The sequence below is a fragment of the Streptacidiphilus sp. MAP12-16 genome, assembly GCF_041262165.1.
Lineage (GTDB): Bacteria > Actinomycetota > Actinomycetes > Streptomycetales > Streptomycetaceae > Streptacidiphilus.
In genome coordinates this window covers 123,296-147,395 of record NZ_JBGCBY010000017.1, presented here as the reverse complement: position 1 = coordinate 147,395, position 24,100 = coordinate 123,296, and the positions used below count along the sequence as shown (strand labels likewise).

The following is a 24,100-nucleotide window of genomic DNA, read 5'->3' as shown; positions in this document are numbered from 1 at the left end:
TCCTGACATGCCGGGACGGAGGAACGGAGGCGGGGCGACCGGGTTGCGGCGGTCGCCCCGCGTTGGCTCTCGTCTCCTGGGGCGGCTACTGGGCGTTGGCGAGAACCTGGTTGACCTGGGTCTCGGCGGTGGCGAGCAGCTTGGCCGGGTCGGCGTTGGGGTCGGTGAGCGCGGAGGCCATCGCGGTGTCCAGGACCTTGTAGATGGCCTGGGCGTTGGCGGGCTCGGTGACGCCGGGGACGCTGGCGCTGATGAACGGTGAGAAGCTGGTGACCGGCATGGTCGCGGAGGCGGCCTTGAGCGCGTTGTCCTTGGCCAGCGTGGCGCCCTGGAACATTTCCGGCTCCGGGATGCCGACGGCCTGGCCGCTGGCCTTGGCCCGGGCGTAGTCGAAGGTGACGCCCGAACCCATGACCAGGTACAGGTAGTTGACCAGGGCGACCCCGGCCTTGATCTGGTCGGGCGTGTCCTTGACGTTGAACATGTAGTCGTCGCCGCCGGCCAGGGTGCCCTTGGCGGGTCCGCCGTCGCCGGGGATCGGGCCCATGCCGTAGTCCTCGTACTTGGCGCCGAGGGTCTGCACCATGTAGGTGATGTCGTCCGGGGCGGCGATGTACATCCCGAGCTTCCCGGCGGCCATCTGCTTCTGCAGGTCGCCCCACTTGAAGAGCTGGGTGCTGCCCATGGCGTTGTCGGCGAAGCGCAGCTTGTGCAGGTTGGTCAGGATCGCCTTGCCCTGGTCGTTGTTGAAGGCGGCCTTCTTGCCGTCGGCGCTGACCATGGTGCCACCGAGGGCGTACATCTCGGCGGTGAAGTGCCAACCGCCGTTGTTGCCGGCGCTGTAGTCGCCGTAGCCGTTGATCCCGTTGCCGAGCTTGGAGATCGCCTGGGCGTCCTTCTCGACGTCGGCCCAGGTGGTGGGCGGGTTGTCGGGGTTGAGGCCGGCCTGCTGGAACAGCTTCCGGTTGATGATCATGCCCATGGTGTAGTTGCTGCGGGGTATCCCGTAGAGCTTGCCGTCCTGCTTCTGGCTGTCGAGCACCGAGGGCTGGAAGTCGCTGAGGACCGGGACGGTGGCCGGGGTGACGTACGAGGTGATGTCTGCGGCCTGTCCGGAGTTCAGCACCTGCTGCCGGTCGGTGAAGTACGTGTAGAAGACGTTGGGCTCGGTCTTTCCCTGGAGCGCGGCGGTGAACAGCGCCGGGGTCTCGCAGGGGAAGGTGTCGATGCTCTTGACGGTGACGTTGGGGTTCGCCTTCTCGAACGACGCGATGTCGTCGAACCACTGCTGACGCGGGATCGGCTTACTGGTCGGCGGCGCGCAGTCGATGCTGATGGTCACCTTGCCGCCGCCGGCGGCCGGCTTGTTGCCGCCGCCGTTGGACGAAGTGCTGCCGCAGGCTGCGGCGGTGAGGCCGATGGAGGCCGCGAGGAGAACGGAGGTGGTTCTGCGGACGCGGTGACTGGTCAGCCGCTCAATGGTCATCTGAGGACCCTTCTGGGGGCAGGGCTTTACAGGGAGGGGTGGCTCGGTGTGGCGCGTGCCACTTAACCACTACCAGCAGATGACCACAATATGTCGACGAGATATTGCAAGATTTCGACATTGTAACGACAGGGCACAACGAAGGGGTCGGACGTTGATCGTCCGACCCCTGGCCTGCCCGACGGGTGCCCCGTCAGCTCAACTTCGGTCGGCCACCGGCCCGGTGGAGCCGCGGACCACCAGCTCGGGCTCGAACAGCAGCTCGTCGTGGGTGACCCGGGCGCCGGCGATCTCGCTCGCCAGCAGGTCCACCGCGGCCCGCCCCATCGCCTCGATCGGCTGCCTGATGGTCGTCAGCGGCGGGTCGGTGCAGGTCATGAAGGAGGAGTCGTCGTAGCCCACCACCGAGACGTCGTCCGGCACCGTCAGCCCCCTGCGCCGCACGGCGCGCACCGCCCCCAGGGCGATCGGGTCGCTGGCGCAGATGATCCCGGTGACCCCGCGCTGCAGCAGCCGGGCCGCCGCGGCCTGGCCACCCTCCAGCGAGAACATCGCGTGCTCGATGTGGCTGTCCGGCAGCTCGATCCCCAGCCGGGTCGCGGTCAGGAACGCCGCCGACAGCTTGCGCCGGGAGGGCACGTGGTCCGGCGCACCCAGCACCAGGCCGATCCGCCGGTGGCCCAGCGACACCAGATGGCCCATGGCCTGCTCGACCGCGACCGCGTCGTCACAGGACACCTGCGGGAAGTCCAGGTCGTCTATGGCCGCGTTCAGCAGCACGGTGGGCAGCCCGCGCTGGGCCAGCCGCTCGTAGTGCTCGTGCGGGGAGTCGGCCTGGGCGTACAGGCCGCCGAAGAAGACCACTCCGGAGACGTGCTGCTGCAGCAGCAGCTCCACGTAGTCCGCCTCGGACACTCCCCCGGCGGTCTGCGTGCAGAGCACCGGGGTGAAGCCCTGCTGGGCCAGGGCCCCGCCGACCACCTCGGCGAAGGCCGGGAAGATCGGGTTCTGCAGCTCCGGCAGAACCAGGCCGACCAGTCGGGAGCGCTCCCCCCGCAGCTGCGTGGGCCGCTCGTAGCCGAGCACGTCCAGGGCGGTCAGGACGGCCGTACGGGTGTTCTCGGACACCCCGGGCTTGTCGTTGAGGACGCGACTCACCGTCGCCTCGCTCACCCCGACCTTCTTCGCCACTTCAGCAAGTCGTCGCGTCATGACCGCAAGTGTATGACACTCAACGTAAGTCACTTACGGAACCCTGCAAACCCTCGATCAGGGTAAAACCTGCTTCCGCACTGTTCCTCCACAGGCCGCTATCTCACATCTGAGATAGAGTCACGCCGTGATCGATGACTACCTCATGCGCATCGGCAAGCTCATCCGTGACGCCAGACAGCACCGGGGCTGGACCCAGGCGCAATTGGCGGAAGCGCTGGAGACCAGCCAGAGTGCGGTCAACCGGATCGAGCGCGGCAACCAGAACATCAGCCTTGAGATGATCGCCCGAATCGGTGCCGCTCTCGACAGCGAGATCGTCTCCCTGGGCTATGCCGGACCCATGCACCTGCGGGTCATCGGCGGCCGGCGGCTGTCCGGCAGCATCGACGTGAAGACCAGCAAGAACGCCTGCGTCGCCCTGCTCTGCGCCTCGCTGCTGACCACCGGACGGACCACGCTGCGCCGGGTCGCGCGGATCGAGGAGGTCTACCGCATCCTGGAGGTGCTCGGCAGCATCGGCGTGCGCTCCCGCTGGATCAACGACGGCAGCGACCTGGAGCTGACCCCCCCGGCCGAGCTCGACCTCGACGCCATGGACACCGAGGCGGCCAGGCGCACCCGCAGCGTCATCATGTTCCTCGGGCCGCTGATGCACCGCCACGATACCTTCAGGCTCCCCTACGCGGGCGGCTGCGACCTGGGCACCAGGACCGTCCAGCCGCACCTCAACGCGCTGCGCAGGTTCGGCCTGGAGATCACCGCCACCACCGGGATCTACCACGCCGAGGTCGACCGCCGGGTCCGCCCGGAGCGGCCGATCGTGCTGACCGAGCGCGGGGACACGGTCACCGAGAACGCTCTGCTCGCGGCGGCGCGGCACGACGGCGTCACCGTCATCCGCAACGCCAGTTCCAACTACATGGTTCAGGACCTGTGCTTCTTCCTGGAGCAGCTGGGCGTGAAGGTCGAGGGCGTCGGCAGCACCACGCTGACCGTCCACGGCAGGCCGCAGATCGACTGCGACGTCGACTACTCCCCATCCGAGGACCCGGTGGAGGCGATGAGCCTGATCGCCGCAGCCGTGGTCACCTCGTCCGAGCTGACGATCCGCCGGGTGCCCATCGAGTTCCTGGAGATCGAACTCGCCGTCCTGGAGGAGATGGGCCTGGACCACGAGCGCACGGCGGAGTACCCGGCGGACAACGGCCGGACCAGGCTGGTCGACCTGCTGGTGCGGCCGTCCAAGCTCAGCTCGCCCATCGACAAGATCCACCCGATGCCCTTCCCCGGCCTCAACATCGACAACGTGCCGTTCTTCGCGGCCATCGCCGCCGTGGCCCAGGGTTCCACCCTGATCCACGACTGGGTGTACGACAACCGGGCGATCTACCTGACCGAGCTGAACCGGCTCGGTGCCGATGTCCAGCTGATGGACCCGCACCGGCTCCGGGTGCAGGGACCGACCCGCTGGCGGGCGGCGGAGATGATGTGCCCGCCCGCGCTGCGCCCGGCGGTGGTGGTGCTGCTGGCGATGCTCGCGGCGGAGGGGAGGTCCGTCCTGCGCAACGTCTACGTGATCAACCGCGGCTACGAGGACCTGGCCGAACGCCTCAACTCGGTGGGCGCGCACATCGAGACCTTCCGCGACATCTGAGACCGGCACCGGGGGCGCCCTCGTCGAGCAGGCGCTCAGGGGCTGAGGCCCTCAGGCGCTCAGGCCCTCAGGGCGCTCAGGCGCGGCTCGCCACCACGGCCTGGTACGCCCGCGCCGCGGTGCAGGCGGCCAGCTGCGGAGCAGGCCAGGAGGTGAGCCTGCCCGCGTGCACGTCCACGAAGACGCAGGACGTCGCGCGGCTGAGCGCCAACAGCGTGTCACCCTGCTCGGCGGCGGCATCCCACCCGGTCCCGGGCGGCAGCCCCACCTCGGCCAGCAGGCGCGCCACGCCGGTCGACGTCGCCGGGACGTCCTGCTCGGCGACCGGCAGCTCCGCCAACCGGGTGACCAGGCCGACCGCCGCGGCCCAGTCGCTGTCCGAGACGGTGGAGGGGTCGGTGGGGCAGTCGACCGACCGCACCTCCGCCCGAGCCGGCGAGCCCGACCAGCTGTAGCGGTAGCAGCGATGGAGCACCGTCAGGTGACGCCCGTTCAGCGCCCCGCCGGTAGTCGACCCGAGCAGCCGCACGGTCAGCTCGACCCCGTGCCAGCTGAGGAGGTCGGTGCCGCCGGGGCCGTAGGCGACGGAGACCACCGTGCCGTCCTCGTCGCGGACGATCCGGTCGAAGGCCGCCTCGTCCACGCCCCCGTCCGCCGGACCGCCGCCCGAAGGCAGCCGGCGCAGCGTCGCCTGCAGGTCGGCCGCCCGCGAGTCCGCCGCCGCACTGGCCCGCGCACCGGCCTGCGGGTCCCCGACCCAGCCCGCGACCTGACCCACGGCCACCAGTGCCGCCACGCTGACCAGCAGTCCCACGAAGCCCAGGCCGTACCGCCAGTGGACCCGGGGCCGCGACGCACGGGGGGTCCGGGCCCGTGGGCACGGCTCTGGTGTGACATCCGCCACCGCTCTGGTCACCGCCCCCCTCGCCCCCCCGGATGTGCCGATCCCGTGAAGAACTATTGTGGGCCCACGAAGCCGAAGGAGCGTCATGCCGCTGGAACTCGTCGACGACTGCCGCCTCGCCCTGGGTGAGGGCGTGGTGTGGGACGGCCCGAACCGACGCCTCTACTGGATCGGCATCGAGGACCGTCAGGTCCGCTGGCTGGACCAGGACCAGGACCGGGTCGGCGTGCTGGAGTTGGGGACGCGCCCGGGTACGCTCGCGCCGTACCGGGACGGAAAGGTCCTGCTCGCGGTCGAGGACGGATTCGCACTGCTCGACACCGGCAGCGGTGCCCTGGAGACCGTCGCGGAGGTCGAGACCGACCGGCCCGGACGCCGGATGAACGACGGCAAGGTCGACCCGTACGGGCGTATGGTCGCCGGGACGATGGAGTCCGCGGAGCCGCGCGCGCCGGGCCCGCTGTACCGCCTCGAGTACGACCGTGACGGTACCCCACGGGTACTGACCCTGCGTGAGGGCATGCTCATCCCCAACGGACTCGACTGGCCCGAGCCCGACCTGCTCTGGCACATCGACTCGCCCACCCGCCGCATCGAGCTCTACGCCTATCCCGAGCACGGCCCGCTCGCGGAACCGGTACGCGCGCTCGACGTCTCCGATCTCGGCGGCGACCCGGACGGGATGACCCTGGACGCCGAGGGCAACCTCTGGGTGGCCTTCTGGGGCGGCTCCGCCGTCCGCTGCCTGTCCCCCGAGGGGAAGCTGCTGGAGACCGTCGAACTGCCCACGTCGCGGGTGACCAGCTGCGCCTTCGGCGGCCCCGGCCTCGACACGCTGTACGTCACCACGGCCGGGGGGCGCGGACCCCGGGCGGACCCCGGCGTGGACCCCGGCGCGGGGTCGCTGTTCCGCTACCGGGGGCTCGCCACCGGCCGCCCCGCGCAGGCCTGGTCAGGCCCCACGACACCAGGTGATCCCGGCCACTGATGCTCCCCATGTGCCGGTCGGTCCTAGACCGACCGGCACATGGAGGGCGGCGTCGCGGGCCGACGGCTCTCGCCCAGACGGCTTCTCCTCAGTCGCCAGGGCTCCGCCATGGCTCCTTCGTCGGCACCGCCTGGACTCGGCCCTCGACCCGCTCCTTCTTCCACCCTCCATTTGCCGGTCGGTCTTACCCGGGTGGTCTAGCGTGTGGTGTCCGGAGTCCCAGTTTCCGCCTTCTCTCGGAAGACGCGCGCACGGATGACACTCACCCCCGCCGCCCGGACGGGCAGCACCACGACGCCCCAGGACCCGCCGCAGGACCCTCGGCCGTCGTACCTCCATCGCGGACTGAGCCTGCTCGCCCTGCTGGCCCTGTTCCAAGGCACCGCCGAGCAGCTCCGGTCCCAGGCCCTGGGCAACCGCTACCTGGTGACCACGCTGGTCCTGCTGTACGGGGCGATGCTGGTGCTCGCCGTGCTGACCCTGACCGTACGGCGGCAGCGGGACCTGGTCCGGGTGGACGTCCTGGTGCTGCTCGTGGCGCTGGTCCGGCTGGCGGTGTACGTCGCCGGGAGCGCCGGGCACCACTTCAAGCCGTACGGCGACGACGAGGGACCGCTGATCACCCTCGCCGCACGGTCGTTCGCGAGTGGCGGCCATGTCTACGGGATGCACTGGCCCGGCTTCGCGGCACAGTTCCAGGTGGGCACGACCCCGCTGATGAACGGCGGCATCGCCGACAGCTTCGGATACCCGCCGCTGAGCGTGCTGCTGGCCGCGCCGTTCGCGTCGTGGATGCCGGCCTGGGTGCCGGTCGCCGGACTCATGAGCCTCGGCGCACTGGTGCTGACCGCCGTTGTGATGTTCCGCCTGCTGCCGGCCCCGCTCCGCCCGGCGGCGACCCTGATGTGCTTTGGCTTCACCTGGGTCTTCTTCTATGCCCGTAACGGCTACCCCATCTTCCTCACCCTGCCGTTCCTGGCAGTCGCGGTCCACCGCTGGACCAGGACCGGCTCGGGCGGGGTACTCGGCCGCAGCGGGGTGCTCGGCGCGGTGTGCCTGGGCTTCGCCGCCTCCGCGCACCAACTCACCTGGTTTCTCGTCCCGTTCCTGCTCGCGGGCATCCTGCTGCTGCGGCGCGGCGAACTCCCCTGGCGGAGCGCACTGCTGGTGACCGCACGGTACGCCGCGCTGGCACTCGGCACCTTCCTGCTGCTCAGCCTCCCGTTCGCGATCCGCGACGGGCGGGCCTGGGCCACCGGGCTGTTCTCCGTCCTCACCCAGCACGCCAGCCCGCAGGGCCTCGGGCCCGTGGACATCAGCTACTACCTGACCGGCGGCAGCGGAGACCTCGGAATGTACTCGGCGGCGGGTGCCGCGCTGCTCGTCGCGACCTTCGTCGCCTTCCTGCTGTTCCCGCAGCGCTTGGCGCCGGCCCTGGTCCTGCTGCCGTGGCTCGCCTTCTACCTCTCTACGCGCTCCACCGAGACCTACTTCGTGCTGCTCGCCCCGATCTGGCTGACTGCCTACGCGACCTGCGACCACGACGACTTCAGCCGCGCCTGGCAGTGGCGCCCCCGTCTGCTGCTGGACCGCCGAGTGCTGCGGGCAGTCCCCGTGCTGCTGGCGCTGCCGGCAGTCGCCTGCCTCCTCGCCGCGGTCCTCGCGCCGGTGCCGCTGGCGCTGCGGATCAGTGGGCTGCGCACCGGGACACCCGCGCAGGGCAGCCCCACCATCGAGCAGATCGACGTCTCGCTGCGCAACGTCTCCGCCAGCCCGCTCACGCCGGCCTTCGCCACGAGCAACAACGCCTGGCTGGACTTCGGTTGGACGGTGACCTCGGGGCCGCGGACGCTGGCGCCGCAGCAGTCCGGCAGCTACGTGCTCACCCGCCAGGGGAATCCGCTGACCCTCAACACCAAGGGCAGCACCTACCTGCGCGTCGTGTCCGACAACCCGCAGACGCTGACCAGCACCGCGCTGCCGGTCAAGAGCCTGTCGGTCAAGTCCGCGACGCCGTAGGGCGTCCAACCTCCTCGCCGGCCGCCAGTTCCACCACGGCGACGAGGACCTCCTTGGCCGACTCCCTGGCCCGGGCGTCGCACTCCAGCAGCGGGATCCCCTTGTCCAGGTCGAGGGCAGCGCGCACCTGGTCCAGCGGGTAGGCGCGCGCGCCCTCAAAGCAGTTGACCGCCACCACAAAGGGGATGCCGCGTCGCTCGAAGTAGTCCACCGAGGGGAAGCAGTCGTCGAGGCGCCGGGTGTCGGCGAGCACCACCGCACCCAGCGCGCCGACCGCCAACTCGTCCCAGACGAACCAGAACCGGTCCTGCCCCGGCGTCCCGAAGAGGTAGACGGCCAGGCCGTCCCGGATGTCGATCCGGCCGAAGTCCATGGCGACGGTCGTCGTGGTCTTGCCCTCCACGCCGTCGGTGGGGTCCACCGGCCGCCCTGCCTCGCTGAGCCGCTCCTCGGTCCGCAGCGGGCGGATCTCACTGACCGCGCCGACCAGCGTGGTCTTGCCGACGCCGAACCCGCCCGCGACAAGGATCTTGAGCGCAACGGGGGCGGTCTGGGCCGTGTTGAAGGGGGCTATGGACTCCACGCGCGCCATCCTAGGCGGCCGTGCCCAGGCTACGGGCAGGGACGGGCCAAGGGGCGCACCCTCCTAGCCCCCCGAGAGCTGGGCGAAGCGGGCCAGGCTCTGGGTGTAGGCGACCGGGGTCACGTGGATCGGCCCGACGTACGGGTGGGTCATGTGCAGCACCATGTAGACGCCGAAACCGACGATCGCGCCCACCAGTCCCAGCGCGATCGACTCGCGCAGATGGAAGGTCAGTCCGGCGATCGGTGCGTACAGCAGCACCAGCAGGCCAGTGCAGATCAGCGCGGGGTACAGCGGGGCCGGCAGCGACGCCGAGGTGTCGGCGAGCCGGATCTGCCGGGTGGTGTAGACGGCGGCGAGGTCGCTCAACTCCTGCGTGCGGACGGCCGGGTTGGCGAGCGTCTCGACGTGCGCCCGCACGGTGTCCAGGTCGCTCCAGGTGGCCGGGCTGGCCGTGCCGCGGGCCATGCTGGTCCACTCGCTGCCGATCACGGAGGTGACGTAGCTCCGGAGCAACGGACGGGTCGTCGGATCGGCGTCCGTGTAGGCGGCGTTGAGGGCGCGGGCCTCGTCGAAGGTGTGGCCCCGGGCGGTGTTGATGTTGGCCCAGGAGCCGGCGATGAGGAAGGCGGCGACCAGGATGAACGAAGAGAGCGAGGCCGAGCCGAGGAAGCCCAACGCGCCACCGGAGAACGCCCCCTCGCGGGAGCGGGTGGTCCGCCCGAAGGCGGCCAGGACAATCACGGCGGCAAGACCGCCGAGCAGCGCGAAGAGGACGAAGCCGAGGATCAACGGTGTCTCCCGAAAGCGTGGTTGACGAAACTGGCCCCGGCCGAGATGAGTGCGGGCAGGGTGATCGCGACAAAGACGAACGCGGCCTCGGGCGAACCTGTGGGCGCGGGCGCGGCGGTGTCCGTGATGACCCGCGGCGTCACGGTCGCGGCGTGCAGCTGACTGGGGGCGGGTGGCGCGGGCAGCACGACGGCCAGGTGCCGGACCGGGGCCGGGTGGTACGGGGCGGGTGCCGGACGGCGCGGGGCCGGCGGCACGACATGTGCGGCGGGCTGCCGCACCGGCGGCGGAACTACTTGGCAGTGGAAGTGAGGCAGGGGCGGCGGTTGCGGCGGCAGCGGTGGCTGCTCGTCCCCGCCGGACGGGGGCGCAGGCGGCGGTGGGGGCGGCACGGGTGGTGGGGGCGGCACGGGCGGCGGGGGAGGCGGCGAAGTGGTGCACGGCCAGTGATGGTGCGCCAGGTCGCCACGACGCGCCCCGGGCGCGCGGAGCGCCGATGTTCGGTAAGGATCTGTGATGCGTCCCATGAGCAGGGACTCTGCCGTGGGCTGCGCCGCCGCACCGCCCCGACGGGGGAAGATCACCCGACCGGGCATCAGCTATTCGAATGGGCATACATCGGACGATCGGCCGAATAGAACTACACGCTCGACAGAGCGACAGCGCCCGATGGAACCAACGACCTGGGGAGCGATAGGGCTCGGGTCAGCGCACGCCGTCGCAGTGACACTGTGCGGCTCCGCCGCGCGGCCTTCGATGGCAAGGCGCCGGGACGCCCTTGTAGCGGAGCTACTTGGGCCCCGCGGCGCCAGCCGCCGATGTCAGACCGGCAACGCGGCCAGCGGAGGTGCCGGGCGGTGTGCGCCCGAGCCCTATCGCTCCCCAGGTCGTACGGGCCCGAGGAAGCTACAGGGCGCGCAGGCCCTGGATCACCTCGCGCAGCACGCTCTCGTGCGGCAGCAGCGCCGCGGGCACGGGACGGCTCACCCGGATCAGCTCGGCCTCCAGCAGATCGCCCAGCAGGATCCGGACGACACCGAGTGGGAGGTCGGTCCCGGCCGCGATCTCGGCGACCGACAGCGGCCGCTCCCGTACGAGTTCCAGGATCGTCTGGTGCTCCGGGTCGTCCGCGCCCTCGGCGTCCTCGGCGTCGGCGGTCCCCGCCAGGTCCGTCACCGCGACCTGCGCGATCACGTCGAAGGCGGCCCCTTCGGCATGCCGGGTCCGGCCTCTGGTCAGCGTGTACGGGCGGACCAGCTGCGACAGCGCGGACTCCTCGTCGTCCCACGCCTCGTCAGCGCCCTGCTCGGCAGCGCCCTGCTCGGCAGCACTCACCGGACTGCGGGCTGGCCCGCCCGAGGCTCGCTGCCCAGGTGCTCCCCGACCCGCTTGACCAGCAGCGCCATCTCGTACGCGACCAGGCCCACGTCGGCTTCGGCCTCGCTGAGCACCGCCAGGCAGCTGCCGTCACCGGCGGCGGTGACGAAGAGGAAGGCCCGATCCAGTTCGATCATGGTCTGCCGGACCGCGCCTGCCTGGAAGTGGCGGCTCGCGCCCTTGGCCAGGCTGTGGAATCCGGAGGCGACTGCCGCCAGGTGCTCGGAGTCCTCACGGCTCAGCGCCGAGGAGGCGCCCGCGGCCAGTCCGTCGCTGGAGAGGACGACGGCGTGACGTATCTCGGGGACCCGGCGCACCAGGTCGTCGAGGAGCCAGTTGAGGTCGCCGGACGGCTTCGTCGGTGCGGTCATCGGTGTGTTCCTTCCGGTGCGGATTCGGGTGTCCCAGCTGCGCGGGCAGGGGGATCGGCGAGTGCCTCGCCGCCGGGCCCCACTGGTTCGGGCGCCGGTTCGGACAGCGTCTGGGGTGTGGCCCGGCCCCGGCTGAGACCCCGCTGGAAGGAGGCGAACGTCGCCCGAACCTCCTCGGGTGAACGTTCCCGCCCGGCCGGCTGCTCAGGCTCGGGGTGGGCCCGGTGGCCCTCCCCTTCTTCGGCGGCCGCCACCCGCAACTGCGGCGCGAGGTTCGCCTGCCGGACCCGGCGCGGCAGCAGCGGGGCGACCGGCGCGGGCGCCTGCGCGGGGGCTTGCGGCGTGGACGCGTCCTGCGCGGGGGCTTCGGGCGTGCGCGCGCCCCTCAGCACCAGGTCCCGCACCGATGCGTCCCGCGTGCCACCGTCGCGGGTGCCGCCCTCCCGCGTGCCACCGTCCCCCGAGCCGCCCTCCCGCAGCGAACCGTCCCCTGCCGCGCCGTCGCGGGCGCCGTCCCGCGCCGCGAGGTAGCTGTCCGCTCGGGTGGGCAGCGCTCGCCGCCGGGGCAGTGGCGAGGCCACCGGCTCCCCGTCCGCCGGGACGGCCGGTACCGCGGGCCGGGGCCGGGTGGGACTCTGCGCCGCCGCAATCCGTGCCGACTGCGGCAGTTCGCGGCCCATCCGCCGTCGCTGCACGGGCAGCGCCGGTTCCGAGGTCTCATCGCCGTCGGGCGCGGAGGCGTCCCCGGGACGCGACGAGACCGGGGCGAGAAGCTCGCGGGGCAGCAGGACGACCGCCGTGGTCCCCCCGTACGGCGAGCGCCGCAGGGAGACCCGCACGCCGTGCCGCGTGCTCAGCCGGCTGACCACGAAGAGCCCCAGCCGGTCGGAGTCGGCGAGGTCGAAGTCGCCGCCGGTGGCCAGGCGGTTGTTCGCCGCGATCAGCGCCTCCTCCCCCATGCCCAGACCCCGGTCGTCGATCTCCAGAGCGAAGCCGTTGGCGACCTCCTCGCCCTGGATCCGGACCTGGGTGTGCGGCGGGGAGAACACCGCCGCGTTCTCGACGAGTTCGGCGACCAGATGGATGACGTCGGAGACCGCGCCGCCGACGACGGCCACGGGCGGCATCCGGTGCACCCGCACCCTCGCGTAGTCCTCCACCTCGCCGACGGCCGCCCGGACCACGTCCAGCACCCGCACCGGGCGGCGCCAGGTACGGCCGGGCGCGGAGCCGGAGAGGATGATCAGGCCCTCGGCGTGGCGGCGCATCCGGGTGGTGAGGTGGTCGAGTCGGAACAGGTCCTCGAGTTCGTCGGGGTCCTCCGCCCGGCGCTCCATCTCGTCCAGCAGGGTGAGCTGACGGTGCAGCAGCGCCTGGCTGCGCCGGGCCAGGTTGACGAAGACGGCGGCGATGCCGCGACGCAGCTCCGCCTGCTGCACGGCCGCCTCGACGGCGGCCCGCTGAACCGCGTTGAAGGCCCGCCCGACCTGGGCGATCTCGTCGTGCTCACCCATGCGGGCCGGCACCTCGGGCACCTCGGAAGCGAGGTCGACCCGCTCGCCGTCCCGCAGCCGTCGCATCACCTCGGGCAGGCGCACTCCGGCGAGCTCGAAGGCGGAGTTGCGCAGCTCGACGAGCTCGCGTACCAGGCCGCGGCCGATGCGCAGTGACACCAGCAGGGTGAGCAGCACCGCCAGAAGTCCGGCGAGCCCGACCGCCCCGTCGCGCCAGATGACGCCCATGGCGTAGGACCTGGCGCGATCGCCCTCGATGGTCGCGGCCTGCACGTCGAGCCGGCTCAGCTGGTCGAGCACGGAGTTCGCGGCGGTCTGCCAGTGGGCCGCGTCGACCCCGGCGACGGCGCGGCCCACACCCAGCCCGCTGACCTGCTCCTGCAGGCCGGCCAGGGTGGCGTAGTCCTGCCCGCTGGTGAACCCGGTGAAGAGTGCGGCCTCCTGGTCCGGCAGCTGCGGCTGGTACACGGAGAAGAGCAGGGACCCGCCGTCGATGGTGGCGAGGAAGTTCTGGAACTCGGACTCGGTGAAGTGGCCGGCGGCGCGGGCGCCGGACATCAGCGCGTCCTCGCGGGAGATGTACTCACGAGCGCGGACCAGCTCGATCAGGTTGCCCGCCTCGCGGGTGAGGTCGCCGGCCTGGAGGTCGCTCAGCTGCAGGCGCAGGGTGAAGAAGGGAGTCTGTGCGTCGGTGTACCACTGGTAGACGTCGTCCCAGCCGAGCTGGTGGTGCTCGGTCTGGCCGCGGCTCGCCGGGAGGCCGGCGATCTGGGTGAGGACGCCGTTCAGCGCGAGGCGCTGGGTGGCGTTCAGGTCGGCGAGCTTTCCGGCGTCGGAGGCATGGGCCCGAACCACCGCGGCCAGCTGGTCGGTCGCCACCTCGGCGCGGTGCAGGGTGTCCAGATCGCCCTTGCCCGCGGGTGCGGCAGCGTAGGCGACGGCGGCCCGGCGCTCGTCCTGGAGGGCGCGCGAGAGGTCGTCCGCGGGGGTGCCGAACCAGCGGTAGTCGGTGCTGACCTGAATCAGACCCCAGACCTGGCTGACGCTTCCGGCCGTGGTGTAGGCCCACAGCCCGGTCAGCGAGGCCAGCGGTACCAGGAGCAGCGCGATAATCTTCGCGCGAACCGATCTGCTGCGAAAGCGCATGGGCTCCTCCGGGCCGACCGCAGGGGTGCACGCGGAGACGGAACCGACTGGATGGCAGGGAAGGGTGCGGAGGTACCTGTGTGTCGGCGTGAGCCTACTACCTGTCTGATGATCAGTTCGAGCATCAGTTGGACGTACGAAAGTGAGCTTTGTGCGACTCCCGCACAGACCGGGTCAACCCGCCCGGCCCGCCCCGTCGCCCGTCCCCTCGCCCGCCCCGTCGCCCGTCCCCGCGGCCGCCCGTGCCACCAGGGTCCGCAGCCTGGCGCTGATCACCTCGGGGCGCTCCAGCGGCAGCATGTGGCCGCAACCGGGCTCGACGTGCAGTTCGGCGTCCGGCAATTCGGCGGCGAGACGCCGGCTGTGGGCGACCGGCGTCAGGCGGTCGAGGGTGCCGACGACGACCTCGACCGGCACCTGCCTCAACGCGCCCAGCGCTCCTGCTTTGTCATGCCGCATCAGGGCCGGGAACCAGTCCGCGACAGCGGCCATGGGGCAGGCGTGGATCATCCTGGCCCCGGCCAGAACTGCCTCGCGCGATGCCCCGGGACCGTACAGATACCGCTTGACCAGGTAGGGGTTGAGCCTGCCCGCAGGTCCGGGCAGTCGGGCCCGGATGCGCTCGGAGCGCTCGACCGTGCGTGAGCAGTAGCCGAAGAAGGCGGACTCGGCGTGGCCCAGCGCGCGCGACCTGAGCGGGACGTCCCGCCGTCCGCGCGGGTCGAGCCGCCCCGCCGAGGTGCTGGTGAGCAGGACGCCGCCGATCCGTTCGGCGAAGAGCTCCGGCCTCGCGGCGGCCAGGGCCATGATGGTCATCCCGCCCATCGAGTGCCCGCCGAGGACGACCGGCCCGGTCGGCGCGGTCTCCGCGATGACGTGGGCGAGATCCTCACCGAGCAGGTCGATGCTCCACGGACGGCTGCCGCCGCCGGAGGCACCGTGCCCGCGCTGGTCGTAGCGGACGACCCGGACCGGCACGGCCGAGCCGGAGCCGGCCGTGGTCAGGTCACGCGCGTGCTGCTGCCAGGCGCTCGCGTCGAGAGTCCATCCGTGCGCGAGCACCAGGGTGACCGGTGCCTCGGCGTCGCCCTCCACGTACACGGCGATCGGCGCACCGTCGGCGGCGGCGACGGTGCGCGCGATAGTGCGCGGCGGAGCGACGGACATGGGGCCACTTCCTTGCCTCAGACGTGCGCGATGTACCGGGCCCAGCAGAACTTACTGGAGAGTAAGTTATGGGCGCGGGGCAGACCCGTCAACACCCTGGAGCGTTGTGACCTGCTCGTGCACATAGCGTGGAGATCGACGAGCACCCTGGTCGGCATTGTTTACGTCGAGTAACTTACGAAATTCAGCCGCAACGTAGCGGCCGGCGGGCGTTCAGCTCGGAACGCATGGAGGGAGCAGGCGTGCGGGAGTACTCGGTTCCGGCGCTCGCGCCACCGCTGCGCACCGGCGGCCTCGCCGACTCGGTGTTCGCCGTCGCCGCCGAGGACCCCGGGCTGGTCCAGCTCTCGCGCCGCACCGAGGACGGGAGCTGGCAGGACGTCACCGCGCTGCAGTTCCGTGACCAGGTCGTCGCCATCGCCAAGGGCCTGTTGCACCAGGGCATCCGCTTCGGCGACCGGGTCGCCCTGATGTCCCGCACCCGCTACGAGTGGACCCTCCTCGACTACGCCCTGTGGACCATCGGCGCGCAGCCCGTCCCGGTCTACCCCACCTCCTCGGCCGAGCAGCTCCGCTGGATCCTCGCCGACTCCCAGGCCGTGGCCTGCGTCGTCGAGCACGAGGACCACGCCATGACCGTCGGCTCGGTCTGCGAAGCGCTGCCGAACCTGCGCAGCATCTGGCAGTTGGACTCCGGCGCACTGAGGGCGCTCGCCCTCGCCGGACGCGGCGTCGACGACGAGCTGGTGCACCGGCACCGCGAGGCGGTCTCCCCCGAGTCGGTCGCCACCGTCATCTACACCTCGGGCACCACCGGACGTCCCAAGGGCTGTGTCCTCTCCCACGGCAACTTCGCCGCCGAGACCGACAACCTGGTGGCCCGCTACCAGGCGGTGTTCCGCAACAACGACACCGAGCAGCCGAGCACCCTGCTGTTCCTGCCGCTCGCCCATGTCTTCGGCCGGATGGTGCAAGTCGCCGCGCTGCGAGCGGGCGTGCGCCTCGCGCACGAGCCGAGTCTCGCGCCCGCCGACCTGATGCCCGCGATGGAGGCCACCCAGCCCACGTTCATCCTCGCCGTCCCCTACATCTTCGAGAAGCTGATGCAGCGGGCGCGCGCGGCGGCCGAGGAGGCGGGGAAGCTCGGCCCGTTCGAAAAGGCAGTCAGTGCGGCGGTGCGCTACGCCGCCGCCGTGGAGCGGCAGGCGTTCGGCGACGGCCCCGGGCCGAGCCCGAGCCTGCGGCTCCAGCACCAGATCTACGACCGGCTCGTCTACAGCAAGGTCCGGGGCGTGCTCGGTGGCCGGGTCAGGCACGCCATGTCGGGCGGCTCGGCGATGAACCGGGAGCTCGGCCTGTTCTTCGCCGGGGCCGGAATCACCGTGTTCGAGGGCTACGGCCTCACCGAGTGCACCGCCGCAGCCACCGCCAACCCGCCGGACCGGCCCCGGTTCGGCACCGTGGGCCACCCCGTTCCCGGTACGACCGTGCGGATCGCCGAGGACGGGGAGGTGTGGCTCCACGGCGGACAGGTCTTCCAGGGTTATCTGGACGACCCCGGCGCCACCGGGCTGACGCTCAGCCAGGGCTGGCTCGCCACCGGCGACCTGGGCCATCTGGACGACGACGGCTATCTCAGCATCACCGGCCGCAAGAAGGAGATCATCGTCACCAGCAGCGGGAAGAGCGTCGCGCCCAGCGTGCTGGAGGACCGGGTCAGGGCGCACCCCCTGGTCGCGCACTGCATGCTCGTCGGCGACAACCGCCCGTTCATCGGGGCGCTGATCGTGCTCGACCGGGAGGCCCTGGAGCACTGGCAGAAGCGCCGCGGCCGGACGCTCGAACCGCCGGCCGTCGCCCGGACCGATCCCGACCTGCACGCGGAGCTGCAGCGGGTGGTGAACACCGCCAACACCGCGGTCTCGCGGGCCGAGTCGATCCGCGCCTTCCGGGTCCTGCCGGGCGACTTCACCGAGGAGGAGGGGCTGCTGACCCCCTCGCTCAAGCTGCGCCGCCGGGCCGTCACCAAGATGTACGCGCGCGAGATCGACGCGCTCTACTCCGAAGCGACTTCGGGCGCTTCGACGTAGACGACCTCGAGTTCAAAACCCTGACCGTCGGTCAGGTGCACTGCCCGGCCGGTGTCCGTCCGCACGCTCCAGCCCGCCGAGAGCGCTGCTCTCGTCACGGACTCCCGCTCTCCCCGCACTGCGAGGTGGTTGATCCCCGCCCGCAGGCGGTCGTGGCCGCCGGGCCGGAGGTCCGGGGACTGCTCGATCACCACATAGCTGCCGTCGCGCCGCCAGCTGCGGCCGTCCTCCCAGTGCTGGAAGGGCTCGCAGCCCAACGCGAGCAGCACCGGGCCCCACTCCCGCTCGGCGGTGGCCAGGTCGTCCATCCACAGCTCCACATGGTGGATGAAGGGGCTGGACGCCTGGCTCCCCTGATCGTCGGTCATGCCGCCAATGATGCTGCATGCCGCCGTTGGATCAGCCCGCGGCGGAGGTGAACCCCGGCAGGTAGCCGCCGGACTGCCCGGCCGCCGTCGGGTGGTAGGACTCGTTTATCGGCCACGTGGTGCTGTGCAGCCACGAGTCGCTGGAGCAGATCTCGTGCCCGGTGAACGCGCCGCGCACGTCGACGAAGCTGAAGCCCGCGTTGGCGGCGCGCTTGGCGATCACGCCGTCCAGCTGGTCCGCCGCGCCGTTGATGGCGTTGCGCGAGGTGTCACTGATCCCGAACACGCAGCTCCCCGGCACCTGGTAGAGATGCGGGTAGTCCAGCACGACCACATGCGCGTTGGGAGCGTGCGCGCGGATCGCCGCGTAGGTGTTGTCCAGCAGCGCGCCGAGCTGGTTGTTGATGAAGCTCTCCGCGGTCGACACCGCGGAGAGGCAGGCGCTGGTGCCGGCGAGGACGCAGGTCTCCATGCTGGAGGCGAATCCCGCGTCGTTGCCGCCGATGGTGATGCTGACCAGCCCCGTCGACCCGTTCAGGCCGGACAGCTGACTGTTCAGCACATCCGCCGTGGTCGCCCCCGAGCACGCGACGAAGGTGAAGGAGGCCGGTGCGTGTGCGGCCTGCCACAGGTACGGGTATGCCTTCGTACTGCGCTCGCAGCTGCCGCTGGAGCCCAGATAGCTGCCGGCCCCGAGCCCGGAGGAGTACGAGTCCCCGAGGGCGGCGTACCCGGGCTCGGACGCGCTCGCCGGAACGGCGGCCAGTCCGGTGAGAGTGAGCCCGAGGGCGGTGAGGAGGGTGAGAGTGAGCGTGCGGAGCGAGCGTGCGCTGGGTGGGCGCATGGGGCCTCCACTGCTGGGTGGTGGCACACGGTGTGATGTGTGCCACTAGATAAGTACCAGCCGGTAACCTCGAACAAAAGTGTCCATGCCAAGAATTCTTCTGGAACGCACCGATCGGTCCAGGACGGTCGGTCTCAGTCCAGGAAGGACAATCTGACGGTTCGTCGGGGATTGTCGCCGTTCGTGTCGACCAGCACCACCGACTGCCAGGTACCGAGCGCCAGCCGCCCGCCGAGCACCGGTATGGTCGCGTGCGGGGCGACCAGCCCCGGCAGCACGTGGTCCCGACCGTGGCCCGGACTGCCGTGGCGGTGCCGCCAGCGGTCGTCCGCGGGAAGCAGCTCCCGCAGTGTGGCGAGCAGATCGTCGTCGCTGCCCGCGCCGGTCTCGATCACCGCGACGCCCGCCGTCGCGTGCGGCACGAACACGTTGAGCAGCCCGTCACGCCCGGCCGCGACATTGCCGAGGAAGGCGTTGCAGCGGTCGGTGAGGTCGAGAACGGTCTCGCGGCTGCCGGTGGTGAGTTCGAGGATCAGCGTCCTGAAGGCCATGGGCACATCCTCGCCCACCCGCCGGTCGGCGCAGCGGTGCACGCGCCGGTGCACCCGCGGGCACTTCGACCGGCCGGCCCCAGGGCTTGTCCGCCCAGCGCTACTCGGAGAAGCCGGCGGGGCCCGGCCGCTGCGCGGCTTCCACCTGGTGGTGCAGGTCCTTCGCGGCGTCCAGGGTGGAGCCCACGGACAGCGCGAGGACGGTCGCGAGCAGAGCGGCCGTCAGCGCCGAGCGCCGCCGGATCCTGGCTGGCGACACGGCGAGGTCGGGGCCGAGCAGTGCGGCGACCCGGCGCGGCACGGGTCCGGCCGCGACGCCCATGGCAACGCCGGCGAGCCGCCGCGACCGTCCGCTGAGGTCACCGCCGCCGGCGCCGGCGAGCGCCGCACGGCCGATGGCCCTGGCGACCAGGCGCCGGTCCGCGACGGAGACCGCCGCCGTCTCGTCCGCCCAGCGCTCGACGCTGTACGCCACGCCCTCGCGCAGCGGGCGGAGCAGCGGGTGCAGGGCGGCGGCGAGGTCGGCGAGCAGCAGGAAACGGTGGTGGCGACAGGTCAGGTGGGCCCGCTCGTGGGCGAGCAGCACCTCGCGTTCGGCTGCCGAGAGGGCTCTGAGCATGCCCGTGGTGACAACGATCCTGCCCCTGTTCCGGGCCCGCGGCAGCGGGCCGCCCGGCAGGGCGTAGGCGTCGGGGACCGCGTCCTGGAGCACGACCAGGTCGCCGCCGGTGCGGTGCCCGTGGATGATCCGCCGCGCCTCGGCGTGGTCCCGCAGATGGCGGTGCAGCACCCGGGCGGCGCGTACCCCGACGACGAGCAGCAGCACGGCCGCGAGGGTGCCCACAGGCACCACCGCGCCGGGGGCGAGGTGCCGTGCGACCGGCACGTCGAGATGGCCAACGGCCGCGACGAAGGGCAGGTGCAGCAGGGCGGCGAGCGCCAGCAACCCGAGCGAGACGGCGCCGGCCCCGGCGAGGCCGACCGCGGTCCCGGTGAGCAGCCATGCGGCGAGCCGGGGAGGCAGCCGGTCGGGGAGGGAGCGGACGGAGGAGAGGGCGAGGAGGGGGGCGAGCAGCAGCGGCAGCACCAGCGGCGCCCAGACGTCGAAGGTCATCGCGCCTCCCCTGCCCCGTCCAGGTCCGCTGCCCCGTCACCGTCGGCGCCGCCCTGGCCCTCGCTGAGCAGGCTGCGCAGCAGTTGCTCGTCGTCCTCACTGAGACCGGAGACGAAGCGGGCCAGCACGGTCTGCCGGTCCTCCTCCTTCTCCAGTTCGGAGCGCATCCTCCGGGCCGCGAGCCCCGGCGCGTCCTGTGCCTCCTGCGCGGGCGCGTACGCGAACGCGCGCCCGACCCGGGTGCGGACCACCACGCCCTTCTCGTACAGCCGGGACAGGATGGTGTTGACTGTGGTGCGGGCGAGGTCTCCGCCGAGTGCGTGCTGGATGTCACCGGGGGTGAGACCGCGGTTCCCGGCCCAGAGAACGGCCAGGACTCCAGCCTCCAGCTCTCCCGGGTGGCGCCGTTGCGGTCCGATCATCGCCACGGGACTCCGACCTTCCGCTCCAACGACTCCAACCTCTCACCGGGACGGTTACTTCCATCCACTAGAGTGGCACACGTTGACTACACGCATGTAGACAATGAGCTCGCACCGCCACCCGGACTCGAACCAGTGTCCCCCATCGCAGGAGTGTGACGTCCATGGCCCCGGACCCGACGGCCCTGATCAATCTGGCGGTGAACCCGTTGGACGCCAACTCGCTGCTCGCCGCCTTCGGGGCGTTCGGCATCGCCGCCGTGCTCTTCGCCGAGACCGGTCTGCTGGTCGGCTTCTTCCTCCCCGGCGACTCGCTCCTCTTCACCGCCGGACTGCTCTGCACCACCAGCAAGAACGGTGTGCACCTCAACCTCGCCGCCGTTCTGGTCTGCGCGATCGTCGGCGCGATCGCGGGCGCCCAGGTCGGGTACCTGATCGGGCAGAAGGGCGGAAAGTCGCTGCTGGCCCGCAGCAGCAACAAGCACCTGCAGCAGGGCGCGGTCAGGGCCGAGGAGATCCTCGCCAAGTACGGGCACGCCAAGGCCATCGTGCTGGCCCGCTTCATCCCGGTTGTCCGCACCGTGCTCAACCCGATGGCCGGCGCGCTCGGCGTCCCCGTGCGCACGTTCACCGTCTGGCAGGTCCTCGGCGGCCTGCTGTGGACGGTCGGCGTCACGCTGGCCGGCTACGGCCTCGGGAACACCATTCCCAACATCGACAAGTACCTCCTCCCGATCATCGCGGTGATCGTCGTCGTCTCGGTGATCCCGATCGCCCTGGAGATCCTCCGCAGCCGCAAGGCGGCGACCGGCACAAGCAGCACCGACAGCACCTCCCCGGAGTCCGGCAAGTGATCTACCTCGCAGCCCTGAACGGCGCTTCCATCGACGGAGGCCTGTACCACTGGTTCATCACCGAGGCGCAGAACGCCCCGCACTGGTTCGACAACGTGATCTCCGCCTACGCCGACTACGGCCTGGGACTGTTCGCCCTGATGATGATCTGGGGCTGGTGGCAGGCACGGAACGCACGCAGCGCCACCGCGATGGCCCTGGCGCTGGCGGTGCCGGTCACCGTGGTGATCGCCTACATCGCCAACGACATCGTCAAGACCATCTTCGACGAGGCCAGGCCCTGCCAGGTGATCACCTCCCCGGCCACGCTGCTGCCCTGCCCCGGCATCGGCGACTGGTCCTTCCCGAGCAACCACTCCGCCATCGCGGCGGCAGCGGCGGCAGCGCTCTGGATGGTCGACCGCAGGCTGGGGATCATCGCCACGCTCGCCGCGCTGCTGATGGGCTTCTCGCGGATCTGGGTCGGCGCGCACTACCCGCACGACGTGCTGGTCGGCCTGGTCGTCGGCGCGGTCGTGGCGGTTCCGGTGATGCTGCTGGCGAAGCGCTTCGGCCCGCCACTGGTGGTCCGGCTCCAGTCCGGCTTCCTGCGCCCCCTGCTCACGGCCTAGATCTTCAGCACCCTCCTAGGCACCCGCACCAGCGAGCGACAGCAGCCCGCGTGACCAACGGCAGCCGCCAGCAACAGCACCGGCGAGGCCCGCACCCCCGATGGCAGGGGGTGCGGGCCTCGTCGCGTACGGAGGAGCGCACCACTACAGCGCGGCCTCTCCGCGCTCGCGGGTGCGAATGCGGACCAGCTGCTCCACCGGCTGGACCCACACCGAGCCGCCACGGCCGCCGCCGGCGACCGTGATGACCTGCACCACGTCCGCCGCGTCGGCGTCCGAGGCGACGATGTCCATCCGGACCGCGGGGTGGAGCTCCACCTGCCGTCGCACACCCCGGTACACCTCGAACCGGGGGGTACGGCTGACCCGGGCGAACACCGAGCTGACGGTGACGCCAGGGATGCCGAGCGTGCGCAGCGCCTCGCGCACCTGCTCGAACCCGGCGATGGGGAGCACCGCCGTGATCAGTTTCACGGCTCGGCGGCGGGTTCGGCGCTCTTCGCCGGAGCAGCCTCGACCGCCGGGGGCGGGCTGCTGCCGACACCGACCGCAGCGAGCCCCTCCTCGCTCGGGTAGGCCTCCTCGTCATGGACTGCGAGGTCGCCCAGTTCCAGGACCTCGTCCGGGGAGCGGAGTTTGATGAACAGTCCGATGAGCCGCAGGATGAGGAAGGTCATCAGACCGTCCCAGACGATGATCGTCCCGGCCGCGCCCGCCTGCAGTGCGAGCTGTTTGGCGTGGCCGTGGAAGAGTCCGGCGACGGAGACGACACTGCCGTCCTTGTTGTAGTAGATCGCCATGGCCGGGTCGGCGAACAGGCCGACCAGCAGGCCGCCCACCAGGCCGGCGACACCGTGCGTGTGGACCACGCCGAGGGCGTCGTCCACCCTGCTCATGAACTTCAGCTTGGCGAGCTTGTTCCAGGACAGCCATACCAGGACGGAGGCGATCAGGCCGATCAGGATGGCGCCGACGCCGGTGACGAAGCCCGCCGCCGGGGTGATCGCGACCAGGCCGACGATCATGCCGTTGACCGCACCGAGGAAGGTGGGCTTGCGCTGGGCGCCGAGGAACATGTCCAGCAGCACCCAGGTCAGCAGCGCGACGGCGGTGGCCAGGTTGGTGTTGAGGACGGCGGCGGCCGCGTTCTGGCCGCCGAAGTACATGTCGCCGCCGTTGAAGCCGTTCCAGCCGAGCCACAGGAAGCCCGCGCCGCAGGCCACCAGCGGCAGGTTGTTGGGAACGGCCCGGGCCCGGTCGCGGGCGAGCCGGGGCCCGACGACGGCCGCCGCGACGAAGCCGGAGGTCCCGGCGGCGAGGTGGATGACGTAGCCGCCGGAGTAGTCCAGCGCGCCCATCTGCGCCCACCAGCCGCCGCCCCAGAGCAGGAAGGCGTTGACCGAGTAGACCAGGCCGGACCAGAGCAGCACGAACAGCAGCCAGGCCTTGAAGTTCATCCGGCCGATGACGCTGCCGAGGAAGAGCAGCGGGGTGATCGCCGCGAAGGCGAACTGGAAGTAGGCGAGGGTCGACTGGGGGAAGCGGAAGTCCGGCATCAGGCCCAGGCCGCTGACCAGAGGAATGTTCGCCTTGCTGGTCTCGGCGGCGGCGCTGGTGATGGGGCCGGGCTTGCCTACCGCGGAGTGCAGGATGCCGGGGCCGAGGTGCAGCGGCTGGCCGAAGCTCATCTTGAACTCGTAGAGCACCCAGGCGACCAGGACGATGGAGAATGCGCTGAACGCCATGAGCATGGTGTTGACGGCCCACTTGCGTTGTACCAGGCCGCCGTAGAGGATCGCGATACCGGGAATGCTCATCAGTCCGACCAGTGTCGCGGCCACCAACTGCCACGTGTTGTCGCCTGAGTTGAGCCAACTTGGATAGGGAATCACTGCGCGGTGCCTCCCGTCGGAGGTCGAGAGCGTGCCTTGCGCGACGCGGCGGAGCCGCGCGCATCCAACCGGAAGGTCGAGCCCCGCCGTTGCCCTGACGTTGCGTCAGCGTTTCACCGGTGCAAAAACCTGCTCACT

The 24,100-nt window shown here is 71.3% G+C and carries 23 protein-coding genes; 6 read left to right on the top strand and 17 right to left on the bottom strand.

Features of this window, described 5'->3' with window-relative positions:
- Positions 1–85: 85 nt before the first annotated feature.
- A complete protein-coding gene (locus ABIA33_RS22850) occupies positions 86–1,486 on the bottom strand; it encodes an ABC transporter substrate-binding protein (RefSeq protein WP_370084232.1) in 1,401 nt (466 codons plus the stop codon).
- Between the two features lie 198 nt (positions 1,487–1,684).
- Complete coding sequence (locus tag ABIA33_RS22845) at positions 1,685–2,698, bottom strand: LacI family DNA-binding transcriptional regulator (protein ID WP_370084231.1); 1,014 nt, start codon at positions 2,696–2,698, stop codon at positions 1,685–1,687.
- Positions 2,699–2,825: 127 nt separating this feature from the next.
- On the opposite strand from ABIA33_RS22845, the gene ABIA33_RS22840 reads away from it, so the two are divergent.
- Positions 2,826–4,355 carry a helix-turn-helix domain-containing protein gene (locus ABIA33_RS22840; protein ID WP_370084230.1) on the top strand — a complete coding sequence of 510 codons (1,530 nt, stop codon included), beginning with the start codon at positions 2,826–2,828 and terminating at the stop codon, positions 4,353–4,355.
- Between the two features lie 76 nt (positions 4,356–4,431).
- Here ABIA33_RS22840 and ABIA33_RS22835 read toward each other — a convergent pair whose 3' ends face one another.
- Positions 4,432–5,169: a hypothetical protein gene (locus ABIA33_RS22835; protein ID WP_370084229.1), complete on the bottom strand. Its 738-nt coding sequence runs from the start codon at positions 5,167–5,169 to the stop codon at positions 4,432–4,434.
- A gap of 175 nt (positions 5,170–5,344) precedes the next feature.
- Between ABIA33_RS22835 and ABIA33_RS22830 the strand changes: the two genes are divergently transcribed.
- Both ABIA33_RS22830 and ABIA33_RS22825 read left to right on the top strand, forming a co-directional pair.
- On the top strand, positions 5,345–6,247 hold the full coding sequence (locus tag ABIA33_RS22830) for an SMP-30/gluconolactonase/LRE family protein (protein WP_370084228.1): 903 nt from the start codon (positions 5,345–5,347) through the stop codon (positions 6,245–6,247).
- A gap of 255 nt (positions 6,248–6,502) precedes the next feature.
- Positions 6,503–8,266: a hypothetical protein gene (locus ABIA33_RS22825; protein ID WP_370084227.1), complete on the top strand. Its 1,764-nt coding sequence runs from the start codon at positions 6,503–6,505 to the stop codon at positions 8,264–8,266.
- Here the strand turns inward: ABIA33_RS22825 and ABIA33_RS22820 are convergent.
- From ABIA33_RS22820 to ABIA33_RS22790, 7 genes are all read right to left on the bottom strand, one after another.
- Positions 8,247–8,849, bottom strand: coding sequence for an ATP/GTP-binding protein (locus ABIA33_RS22820; protein ID WP_370084226.1), 603 nt, complete (start codon positions 8,847–8,849; stop codon positions 8,247–8,249). The two genes, ABIA33_RS22825 and ABIA33_RS22820, sit on opposite strands and share 20 nt — an antisense overlap.
- Positions 8,850–8,912: 63 nt before the next feature.
- Complete coding sequence (locus ABIA33_RS22815; protein ID WP_370084225.1) at positions 8,913–9,641, bottom strand: hypothetical protein; 729 nt, start codon at positions 9,639–9,641, stop codon at positions 8,913–8,915.
- Entirely contained in the window at positions 9,638–9,922 is a 285-nt protein-coding gene (locus ABIA33_RS22810) for a hypothetical protein (RefSeq protein ID WP_370084224.1), read from the bottom strand. The genes ABIA33_RS22815 and ABIA33_RS22810 overlap by 4 nt, the downstream gene beginning before the upstream one ends.
- A gap of 625 nt (positions 9,923–10,547) precedes the next feature.
- The gene (locus ABIA33_RS22805; RefSeq protein ID WP_370084223.1) at positions 10,548–10,976 is read right to left on the bottom strand and encodes a DUF742 domain-containing protein; all 429 of its coding nucleotides are present in this window, start codon (positions 10,974–10,976) and stop codon (positions 10,548–10,550) included.
- The gene (locus ABIA33_RS22800) at positions 10,973–11,389 is read right to left on the bottom strand and encodes a roadblock/LC7 domain-containing protein (protein ID WP_370084222.1); all 417 of its coding nucleotides are present in this window, start codon (positions 11,387–11,389) and stop codon (positions 10,973–10,975) included. The genes ABIA33_RS22805 and ABIA33_RS22800 overlap by 4 nt, the downstream gene beginning before the upstream one ends.
- A complete protein-coding gene (locus tag ABIA33_RS22795) occupies positions 11,386–14,049 on the bottom strand; it encodes a nitrate- and nitrite sensing domain-containing protein (protein ID WP_370084221.1) in 2,664 nt (887 codons plus the stop codon). Before ABIA33_RS22795 ends, ABIA33_RS22800 begins: the two co-directional genes overlap by 4 nt.
- Before the next feature lie 174 nt (positions 14,050–14,223).
- The gene (locus ABIA33_RS22790) at positions 14,224–15,216 is read right to left on the bottom strand and encodes an alpha/beta fold hydrolase (RefSeq protein WP_370084220.1); all 993 of its coding nucleotides are present in this window, start codon (positions 15,214–15,216) and stop codon (positions 14,224–14,226) included.
- A gap of 242 nt (positions 15,217–15,458) precedes the next feature.
- On the opposite strand from ABIA33_RS22790, the gene ABIA33_RS22785 reads away from it, so the two are divergent.
- On the top strand, positions 15,459–17,306 hold the full coding sequence (locus ABIA33_RS22785) for a long-chain fatty acid--CoA ligase (RefSeq protein ID WP_370084219.1): 1,848 nt from the start codon (positions 15,459–15,461) through the stop codon (positions 17,304–17,306).
- Here ABIA33_RS22785 and ABIA33_RS22780 read toward each other — a convergent pair.
- The 5 genes from ABIA33_RS22780 to ABIA33_RS22760 form a co-directional block, all read right to left on the bottom strand.
- Positions 17,273–17,674: a glyoxalase gene (locus ABIA33_RS22780; protein ID WP_370084218.1), complete on the bottom strand. Its 402-nt coding sequence runs from the start codon at positions 17,672–17,674 to the stop codon at positions 17,273–17,275. The two genes, ABIA33_RS22785 and ABIA33_RS22780, sit on opposite strands and share 34 nt — an antisense overlap.
- A gap of 31 nt (positions 17,675–17,705) precedes the next feature.
- The gene (locus ABIA33_RS22775) at positions 17,706–18,518 is read right to left on the bottom strand and encodes an SGNH/GDSL hydrolase family protein (RefSeq protein ID WP_370084217.1); all 813 of its coding nucleotides are present in this window, start codon (positions 18,516–18,518) and stop codon (positions 17,706–17,708) included.
- Between the two features lie 134 nt (positions 18,519–18,652).
- Entirely contained in the window at positions 18,653–19,069 is a 417-nt protein-coding gene (locus tag ABIA33_RS22770) for a secondary thiamine-phosphate synthase enzyme YjbQ (protein WP_370084216.1), read from the bottom strand.
- A 100-nt stretch (positions 19,070–19,169) separates the two neighbouring features.
- Positions 19,170–20,183, bottom strand: coding sequence for a M48 family metalloprotease (locus ABIA33_RS22765; protein WP_370084215.1), 1,014 nt, complete (start codon positions 20,181–20,183; stop codon positions 19,170–19,172).
- On the bottom strand, positions 20,180–20,605 hold the full coding sequence (locus ABIA33_RS22760; protein ID WP_370084268.1) for a BlaI/MecI/CopY family transcriptional regulator: 426 nt from the start codon (positions 20,603–20,605) through the stop codon (positions 20,180–20,182). The genes ABIA33_RS22765 and ABIA33_RS22760 overlap by 4 nt, the downstream gene beginning before the upstream one ends.
- A 164-nt stretch (positions 20,606–20,769) precedes the next feature.
- On the opposite strand from ABIA33_RS22760, the gene ABIA33_RS22755 reads away from it, so the two are divergent.
- Both ABIA33_RS22755 and ABIA33_RS22750 read left to right on the top strand, forming a co-directional pair.
- Positions 20,770–21,459 carry a DedA family protein gene (locus tag ABIA33_RS22755; RefSeq protein WP_370084214.1) on the top strand — a complete coding sequence of 230 codons (690 nt, stop codon included), beginning with the start codon at positions 20,770–20,772 and terminating at the stop codon, positions 21,457–21,459.
- Entirely contained in the window at positions 21,456–22,070 is a 615-nt protein-coding gene (locus tag ABIA33_RS22750) for a phosphatase PAP2 family protein (protein ID WP_370084213.1), read from the top strand. The genes ABIA33_RS22755 and ABIA33_RS22750 overlap by 4 nt, the downstream gene beginning before the upstream one ends.
- 144 nt (positions 22,071–22,214) lie before the next feature.
- On the opposite strand, the gene ABIA33_RS22745 is transcribed toward ABIA33_RS22750, so the two are convergent.
- Positions 22,215–22,544: a P-II family nitrogen regulator gene (locus ABIA33_RS22745; protein WP_370084212.1), complete on the bottom strand. Its 330-nt coding sequence runs from the start codon at positions 22,542–22,544 to the stop codon at positions 22,215–22,217.
- Positions 22,541–23,962 carry an ammonium transporter gene (locus ABIA33_RS22740; RefSeq protein ID WP_370084211.1) on the bottom strand — a complete coding sequence of 474 codons (1,422 nt, stop codon included), beginning with the start codon at positions 23,960–23,962 and terminating at the stop codon, positions 22,541–22,543. Before ABIA33_RS22740 ends, ABIA33_RS22745 begins: the two co-directional genes overlap by 4 nt.
- Positions 23,963–24,100: the final 138 nt, after the last annotated feature.